We start from the raw sequence: 7,507 nt of genomic DNA, 5'->3' as shown, positions 1-7,507 counted from the left end.
CCCCCCCCCCCCCCCCCCCCCCCCCCCCCCCCCCCCCCCCCGCCCCCCCCCCCCCCCGCCGTTTTTTAGCCGAAGTGGCAGACGTAATCGACTGTCTCGACGGTCTCGATGTCGAAGCTCGAATTGCCGGGCACGTCGAATTGCTGGCCGGCCGCGTAGGTCTGCCAGTCGCTGGCGCCGGCCTGGCGCACCTTGCACACGCCGCCGATGATTTCCATCTTTTCCGGTGCGCCGGTGTTGAAGGTCAGGCTGGACGGGAAGATTACGCCGACGCTTTTCTTGCTGCCGTCCGCGAAGATCACATTGTGCGAGACGCATTTGCCGTCGAAGTAGATGTTCGATTTCTTGACGACGCTGACTTGATCAAATTGAGCACTCATGCTGCTGTTTTTCCTTGGTTCGATGGGGGGATGCCAGGCATGTCGGCCGCGTTCACCACGCGGTTACGGCCGCCGCGCTTGGCGGCATACAACGCCTGGTCGGCTTGCTGGATCAGCTCCTCGAAATTGGAGGACGCCGACGGCACCACGCTGGCCACGCCGATCGACATGGTGACGGTGGAGAATTCGGTGTCCGCTTGCGGGTTTTCGATGGCTAGCTGTTCCAGGTGGCGGCGGCATGACTCGGCCACGATCAGTGCCCCGGTCAGCGGTGTCTCCGGCAGGATAATGGCGAATTCCTCGCCGCCGTAGCGCGCGGCCAGGTCGGCCGGGCGCTTTAAATGTTCGGTCAATACGGCAGCCACCTTTTTCAGGCACAAATCGCCCGCCAGGTGGCCGAAGCTGTCGTTGTACAGCTTGAAGAAGTCGACGTCGCACATCAGCAGCGTCAAGGGCTTCTGGTCGCGCTGTCCGCGCTGCCATTCGATGCGCATGGTGTCGTCGAAGCGGCGGCGGTTGGCGATGCCGGTCAGGCCGTCGAGCGCGGCCAGCTTTTGCAGTTCGATGTTGGCGTCGGCCAGCTGCTTCTGGCTCTCGCGCAGGAAGCGGAAGGCCTGGTCGCGCTGCAAACGGCTGATGTGGGCGCCCGAGTGGTAGCGGATGCGCGCCAGCAGTTCCAGCTTGTCCGGCAGCTTGACCATGTAGTCGTTGGCGCCGGTGGCGAAGCTGTGCGCCTTCAGTTTCGGGTCCTCCTTGGCCGACAGCACGATCACCGGCACATGGCGCAGCGCCTCCTCCTCGCGATACAGCTTGATCGCGCCGAAGCCGTCGATCGACGGCATCACCAGGTCCTGCAGGATCACCGTCGGCTGCAGCTGCAGCGCGGTCGACAAGGCCAGCGTGGCGTCGGTCACGTAATGGAACTCGATATCGGATTGATCGCTCAGCATGCGGCGCACCGCCTCGACGATGATCAGCTGATCGTCCACCAGCAGCACGCGGACTTTGAAAATAGTCAGCGACTGTTCTGGATCGGCTGCGATTACAAGTGCTTCGGACATCTGTGTTCTCTTTGAATATGAACCCGGGCGTTCTGGCGCAGGACGTGCGAATCGGGCGGGCGTTCTGGGTTCAGGAACGTCCGCCTAGGGTGCCGCGCAAGACCGGCCCGATCTTCGCCAGCGGTAAAATCATCTGCGCCGCTTCCAGCTCGGCGGCGGCGCGCGGCATGCCGTAGACGGCGCTGCTGGCCTGGTCCTGGGCGATGGTGGCGTGGCCGGCGCGGCGCATGGCCAGCAGGCCCTCGGCGCCGTCGCGGCCCATGCCGGTCAACAGCACGCCGACCGCCTCGCCCTTCCAGTGCTGCGCCACACAATGGAAAAACACGTCGACCGAGGGACGGTAGGCATAGTCCTTCGGGTTGGCATCGTAACGCAAGCGATGGTTTTGATCCAGCGTTAAGTGGTCGTTGCTCTTGGCGATCAGGACGGTGCCGGCCACCAGCTCGTCGCCTTCCTCTGCGGCGCGCACCGGCATTTCCAGCTGCTCGCCCAGCCAGCGGGCGAAGTTGTCGGCGAAATGGCGGTCGATATGCTGCACCACCACCACGGCGCAGCCGCGCGGCGGCTTCCAGCCGGCCAGCATCTTGGACACCGCCACCGGGCCGCCGGTGGACGCGCCGATCGCCAGCAGCGACGTGACGCGCTCCGGACCGCCCGGCGCATCGAGCACGACGCCATTGCCGCTGCCGTTGGCTGCCGCGGTTTTCGGCAGCATCGCCTGGTTGCCACCGCTGTGCCGTATCAGCTTGTCCATGGTGCGGATCTTGGCCAGCAGTTCGATGTCGCCGCCAGGCTGGCCTTGCAGCACCGGCGTGGCCGTCACGTCCAGCGCGCCGGCGCCCAGCGCGCGGAACACCTGGTTGACGTTGTCCTGCGGCCGGCCGGTCACCACCAGGATGGCGCACGGGCTTTGCTCCATGATCACGCGGGTCGCCTCGACGCCGTCCATCTCCGGCATGTTCAGGTCCATCAGGATCAGGTCCGGGCGGTTCTCGGCGCACATGCGCACCGCTTCCACGCCGGTACGGGCGATCCACAGCACCTGGTGCTCGGCGGTGCTAGCGACCACGCGCCGCAGCGCTTCGGCTGCCATGGCGACATCGTTGGCGATGGCGATCTTCATCTGTGGGCGTCCCCAATCAAATCGTTGACGGCGTCGAGCAGCGTCTCGTCGTGGAAACTGCCCTTGGTCAGGTAATAGTCGGCGCCGGCCGACAGCCCGCGGGCGCGGTCTTCCGGTCGATCTTTGTAAGAGACTATCATGACTGGCAGTTTATGCAGGTGAATGTCCTTTTTGATCAGTGTGACCAGCTCGATGCCGTCCATGCGCGGCATGTCGACGTCGGTGATCACCAGGTCGTAGTCGCCGCTGCGCACCACGTTCCAGCCGTCGATGCCGTCAATGGCGATATCGACCAGGAAGCCCCGGCCGAGCAGCAGCTTGCGCTCCATCTCGCGCACCGTGAGCGAATCGTCGACCACCAGGATGCGCTTGGTCTTGCGGCGCTCGGCCTGGTCGGACTTGGCCAGCTGGTGCAGCCCGCCTTCGTGCAGCAGCTTGTCGATCGACAGCAGCAGGTCCGGCACGTCCAGGATCAGCACCGGCTCGCCGTCGTCGAGCAGGGCGGCCGACGAGATGTCGCGCATCTTGCCGAAGATCGGATCGATGGCCTGCACCGCCAGGCTTTGCTCGCCGCGTATGGCGTCCACCACCAGCGCGTAGCGACGCGCGCCGCTGCCGACCACCACCACCGACAGCTCGTCGCTGATGGCGCCGATCTCGCCCAGTTCCAGCACCTGCGCGGCCGACACCAGGCCGAGATGCTCGCCGTTGAAATCGAAGAACTGCTTGTTTTCCAGCGTGTGGATGGCCGACTGGGGCACCTTGATCACGCGTTCCACCTGCACGATGGGTACGGCGTAGGCCTCGCCCTTGACGTCGGTCACCAGCGCGCGCACGATCGATTGCGTCAACGGCAACGTGATGTAGGCGCGGAAGCCCGCGCCCAACTCGGATTCGATGCGCACCGTGCCGTTTTGCGCGCGTATGGTTTCGTGCACGATGTCCAGGCCGACGCCGCGCCCGGAAATCTCGGTGGTGCTCTCCTTCAGGCTGAAGGCAGGCAGGAACAGGAACTCCAGCAGCTCGGCCGGCGACAGCGAGGCCGCCATCTGCGGGCTGGCCATCTTGCGCTCGACCACGCGAAGGCGGATTTTTTCCAGGTCCACGCCGCGGCCGTCGTCGCTGATTTCGATGCTGAGCATGCCGGCGCGGTGTTTCGCGTCGAGCATGATGGTGCCGCTCTCCGGCTTGCCGGCGGCCAGGCGCTCGGCCGGCGGCTCCATGCCGTGATCGACGGCGTTGCGCAGCATGTGGTTGAGCGGACTTTCGATCCTGGCCAGGATGTCGCGGTCGACCAGCGTATCCTCGCCAACGATCCGCAGCCGCACGTCCTTGCCCAGGCCGCGGGCGAGGTCGCGCACCATGCGCGGGAAGGCCTGCACGCCGTCGCGGAAGGGCCGCATGCGCAGCGTCAGCACTTCATCCACCATGCCTTGCGAGACCGCCAGCAGGCGACGTTCGTAGGCTTCGATGTCGGCGATGTGCTCCAGCACGAACTGCTTGAGCGGATGGCTCTTCTGCAGCGCCAGCAGGGATTTCTCTTTCAAACTGGCGTCGCTGCCGTTGGAGATCGCCTCGTGCAGCTGCTCGATCAGCGAGAACAGGCTGCTCTGGCTGCGCTTGAAGCGCTGCATATCCTGGATGAAGGGATGCATCTGGTGCGCGTTGATGCGCGATTCGCTGGCCAGCGACAGCAGCTTGTCGAAGTTCTGCGCATGCTTCATGGCGGGCAGGCGCGAGGCGGTCGCCGGCGCATCGTCGGGCACGGGCGTGGGGATGGCTGCTTGCGGCGGCGGCTCCGTTTCCGCCTGCAGGCTGACCGGCTCCGGCAGGAAGGCGATGGTGGCGATGGAGTCGAGCGTGCGCGTGATCTGGCCGCCGTTGGCTGCCAGCCAGGCCTCGACGCCGCTGTCCTGCAGGCGCGACGCCTGCAGGATCAGGTCGACGCCGGCAAGCAGCACGTCCACCCGATTCGGCGTCAGCGCCAGCTTGCCATGCTGGGCGGCGATGAAGGCGTCCTCCATGCCGTGCGCCAGCTGCACCACCACTTCCAGGCCGACGATGGCGGCGGCGCCCTTGATCGAGTGCGCCGCGCGCATCATCGATTCGACGGCGCTGGCATCGCCCTTGATGCGCTCCATGGCCAGCAGGCCTTCCGTCAGGATCTGGGTCTGGCTGTCCGCCTCCATGCGGAACAGGTCCAGCATGGAGAACTGGCTCAGGTCTCCTCCGCCCTGGTTGTCGTTATCCTGGCTCATCGCAGTGTTCTCGCAAGTTGGTAGCCGATCAGCGCCGCATCGAGCACGCCGATGTGCATGTCCTCGTGCGCTATCACGCCCGTCAGGAAGCGCGACAGCCCTTTGTTGATGGTGGCGGCCGGCGCCTGCACCGAGCCGGAGGCGTAACGCAGGATGCCGTGCAGGTCGGCCACCGGCAGCGCATAGGCCTGGTTCTCCCATTGCGTCAGCAGCAGGCGGGCAAAGGTATGCCGGTTGGTCGCCGCCTCGCCCTGGGTTTCGTCGATATCCAGCAGCGCCGCCAGCGACATGCACGGATACAGCGTGCCGCCGACATTGACGATGCCCCCCAGCCCGCGCGCCGCGCGGTGCGGCAGGCGGTGCGGCTTGGCCGTCGGCGCCACCGAGACGAACATCGTGGTGGGCAGCGACAGCCATTCGCGGCCGATGCGGAATACCAGGCAGGAGGCGTCGAGCAGCTCGGTGTCCGTGGCGGCCTGGCGGAAGTGCGCGGCCCAGTCCTTCCTGTAGTCCTCGCCGACGGTGCGCTGCAGGTTGCGCTGGGCGGCCGCCGCATACACGTCGCAATTGCGGCAGTGGACGAACTGCTTGAGCTTTTCACAGCTTTGGTCGCCGACCACGCCGATGCGGTTCCAGCAGTCGTCGATATCGGCGACGGCGATGGGGGAGAGTGTAGTCGTCATGAGTGGGCGCCTTTACGATGCCTGCTGGCGTTTGTAGATGCGCGCGGCGCGCGCCTTCAGCGCGGTTGCGGTGGCCGGGTCGTTGTTGCTGTCGGCCAGCAGGGCCAGGTGGCACAGCGCCTCGTAATGATCCGGTTGCAGATAGATGCAGCGCTTCCAGTAGTCTTCCGCGAGCTGGGGCCTGTTCGTCAATTCGTTCACCAGGCCGAGGATGAAATACGCTTCGGCGGAATCCGGCGCCTGCGCCAGATGGTCGCGGCATCTGGTTTCGGCTTGCTTCAACTGGCCCAGGTCCGCCAGCCTGCGCGCTTCGGCCAGCAGGTCGATGGCGATTGCCGGCGCCGGCAAGGTGGCCTGGACCGGTACCGGCTGCGGCCGGGCGACGCGGCGCCGGGCCGTCGTCGTCGGCGGCGTGCGCGGAGCCCGCATCGGCGCGGCGCCGGCCGCCTGCCTGGCGGCGGCTCTTGCGGCCGGTGCGGACGGCAGCGCCTCTTTCTTCAGGCCGAATGCCTGCGGATACTGCAGCGGCATGAAGCCGAACTGGCAGAACGAGGGCACCTCGGCGTAGCCGGCAAACAGCACGCCGCCATCCGTCAGCAGGGCTTCCAGCTGGGCGATCGCGGCCCTGGTGGTCGGCTTGTCGAAGTAGATCAGCAGATTGCGGCAAAAGATCACGTCGTAATAGCCGCGCCGCGCGCTCACATCTAAGTCCAGCAGGTTGCCCTGCCTGAAGCGCACCTGCCTGCGGATGGCGGCGGAGATCCGGTACTCCTCGTCGCCGATGCCGGTGAAGTGGCGGTCACGGAAGCCCAGGTCCTGGCTGCGGAAGGCATTGCGTCCGTAGACGCCGTCGGTGGCGCGCGCCACGCAGGCAGGGCTGATGTCCAGCGCGTCGATGAAGTAGCTATCGTGCGGGATGCCGGCGTCGCTCAGCACCATCGCCAGCGTGTACGGTTCCTCGCCGCCGGCGCAGGGAACGGACAGGATGCGCACCGTGCGGCCGGCGTCGGCGTCCAATCGCGCGCGGACGAATTCAGCGGTGGCGTGGAAGGCCTGCGGGTCGCGGTAAAACCATGATTCCGGCACCACCACCAGCTCGACCAGCGCCGTCAGCTCCTCCGGCGTCATCCGCTCCAGGTAGTCGTCCTCGTTGGCCGCGGCCAGCAGCTCCATGCGGCTGCGGATGGCGCGTTCGGCCGCCGACTTCGATACGCTCAAGCCGGTGGCGCCGTGCAGCATGGCCTGGACGGGTGTCATGGCTGGAACAGCAGCGCGCGCAGCGACGCCGGCAGCAGTTGTTCAAGTTCGACCAGCTGCAGCATGCCGCGCCCATCGCTGGCGACCTGGCCGAGGAAGGGCGCCGCCTGCACGCCGCTGCTGGCCAGCTGCGTCTCGTCCACGTCCTGCACGCCCAGCACGCGCTCGGCGCGCAAGCCGAGCAGGTGGCTGCTGTCCTGCGGCGCTTCCGGCGGGCGATAGTTCACCACGATGATGCGGGTGTCGAAATGATCGGCCGCCGCCGGCAGCCCGCTGGCGCGGCACAGATCGATCACCGGCACCGACTGGCCGTGAAAATCCATCAGGCCCGCGACGGCGTCCGGCGCCAGCGGCAGATGCTTGAGTTCCAGCTGCGGCACGACGCGCACCACATCGCGCAGGCGCAGACCATAGCGGTCGGCGCCGATGTGGAAGATCAGCAGCTTCATCGTCCGCCCGCCTAGGCCGCGACGGCGAAGTTGGCGACGCTGGTCTGTAAACCGCCCGCAGCGTACTGCAGTTGATGCACCGCCTCGCTGGTGGCCTTGAGCGACTCGACCGTCTGCTGGGTGGCGTCGTTGAGCTGTATCATGGTTTCCGAAATCTGCTGCGCGCCCACCGCCTGCGACTGCATCCCCTGCAGCACGGCGTCGAACTGCGGCGCCAGCTTCTGCACCTGGTCCATCACGCCGGACAACTGGTCCGTCACCTGGCGCACCTCGCCGACGCTGCGGCGTATCTCCTC

General features: G+C 66.5%; 7 protein-coding genes and 1 pseudogene. All 8 read right to left on the bottom strand.

The features are described from left to right. Positions 1 to 65 precede the first annotated feature (65 nt). Entirely contained in the window at positions 66 to 380 is a 315-nt protein-coding gene (locus ACCD07_RS31890; RefSeq protein WP_176653516.1) for a pyrimidine/purine nucleoside phosphorylase, read from the bottom strand. Continuing rightward, positions 377 to 1,441, bottom strand: coding sequence for a diguanylate cyclase (locus tag ACCD07_RS31885; RefSeq protein ID WP_176653517.1), 1,065 nt, complete (start codon positions 1,439 to 1,441; stop codon positions 377 to 379). Before ACCD07_RS31885 ends, ACCD07_RS31890 begins: the two co-directional genes overlap by 4 nt. A 70-nt stretch (positions 1,442 to 1,511) precedes the next feature. Next, the gene (gene cheB, locus ACCD07_RS31880; RefSeq protein WP_353405557.1) at positions 1,512 to 2,564 is read right to left on the bottom strand and encodes a chemotaxis-specific protein-glutamate methyltransferase CheB; all 1,053 of its coding nucleotides are present in this window, start codon (positions 2,562 to 2,564) and stop codon (positions 1,512 to 1,514) included. Next, positions 2,561 to 4,822: a hybrid sensor histidine kinase/response regulator gene (locus ACCD07_RS31875; RefSeq protein ID WP_413449650.1), complete on the bottom strand. Its 2,262-nt coding sequence runs from the start codon at positions 4,820 to 4,822 to the stop codon at positions 2,561 to 2,563. Before ACCD07_RS31875 ends, cheB begins: the two co-directional genes overlap by 4 nt. Further along, entirely contained in the window at positions 4,819 to 5,505 is a 687-nt protein-coding gene (locus ACCD07_RS31870; protein WP_176653520.1) for a chemotaxis protein CheW, read from the bottom strand. Before ACCD07_RS31870 ends, ACCD07_RS31875 begins: the two co-directional genes overlap by 4 nt. 12 nt (positions 5,506 to 5,517) lie before the next feature. Beyond that, positions 5,518 to 6,762: a CheR family methyltransferase gene (locus ACCD07_RS31865; RefSeq protein ID WP_413449649.1), complete on the bottom strand. Its 1,245-nt coding sequence runs from the start codon at positions 6,760 to 6,762 to the stop codon at positions 5,518 to 5,520. Then, entirely contained in the window at positions 6,759 to 7,211 is a 453-nt protein-coding gene (locus ACCD07_RS31860) for a chemotaxis protein CheW (protein WP_413449648.1), read from the bottom strand. The genes ACCD07_RS31865 and ACCD07_RS31860 overlap by 4 nt, the downstream gene beginning before the upstream one ends. A gap of 11 nt (positions 7,212 to 7,222) precedes the next feature. Next, a pseudogene (locus ACCD07_RS31855) lies at positions 7,223 to 7,507 on the bottom strand (chemotaxis protein); the annotation flags it as partial.

The organism is Duganella sp. Dugasp56, from assembly GCF_047304105.1.
Taxonomy (GTDB): Bacteria; Pseudomonadota; Gammaproteobacteria; order Burkholderiales; family Burkholderiaceae_D; genus Rugamonas; species Rugamonas hordei.
Note: the sequence above shows the minus strand (reverse complement) of the source record. Positions and strands in the feature narration are given on the sequence as shown.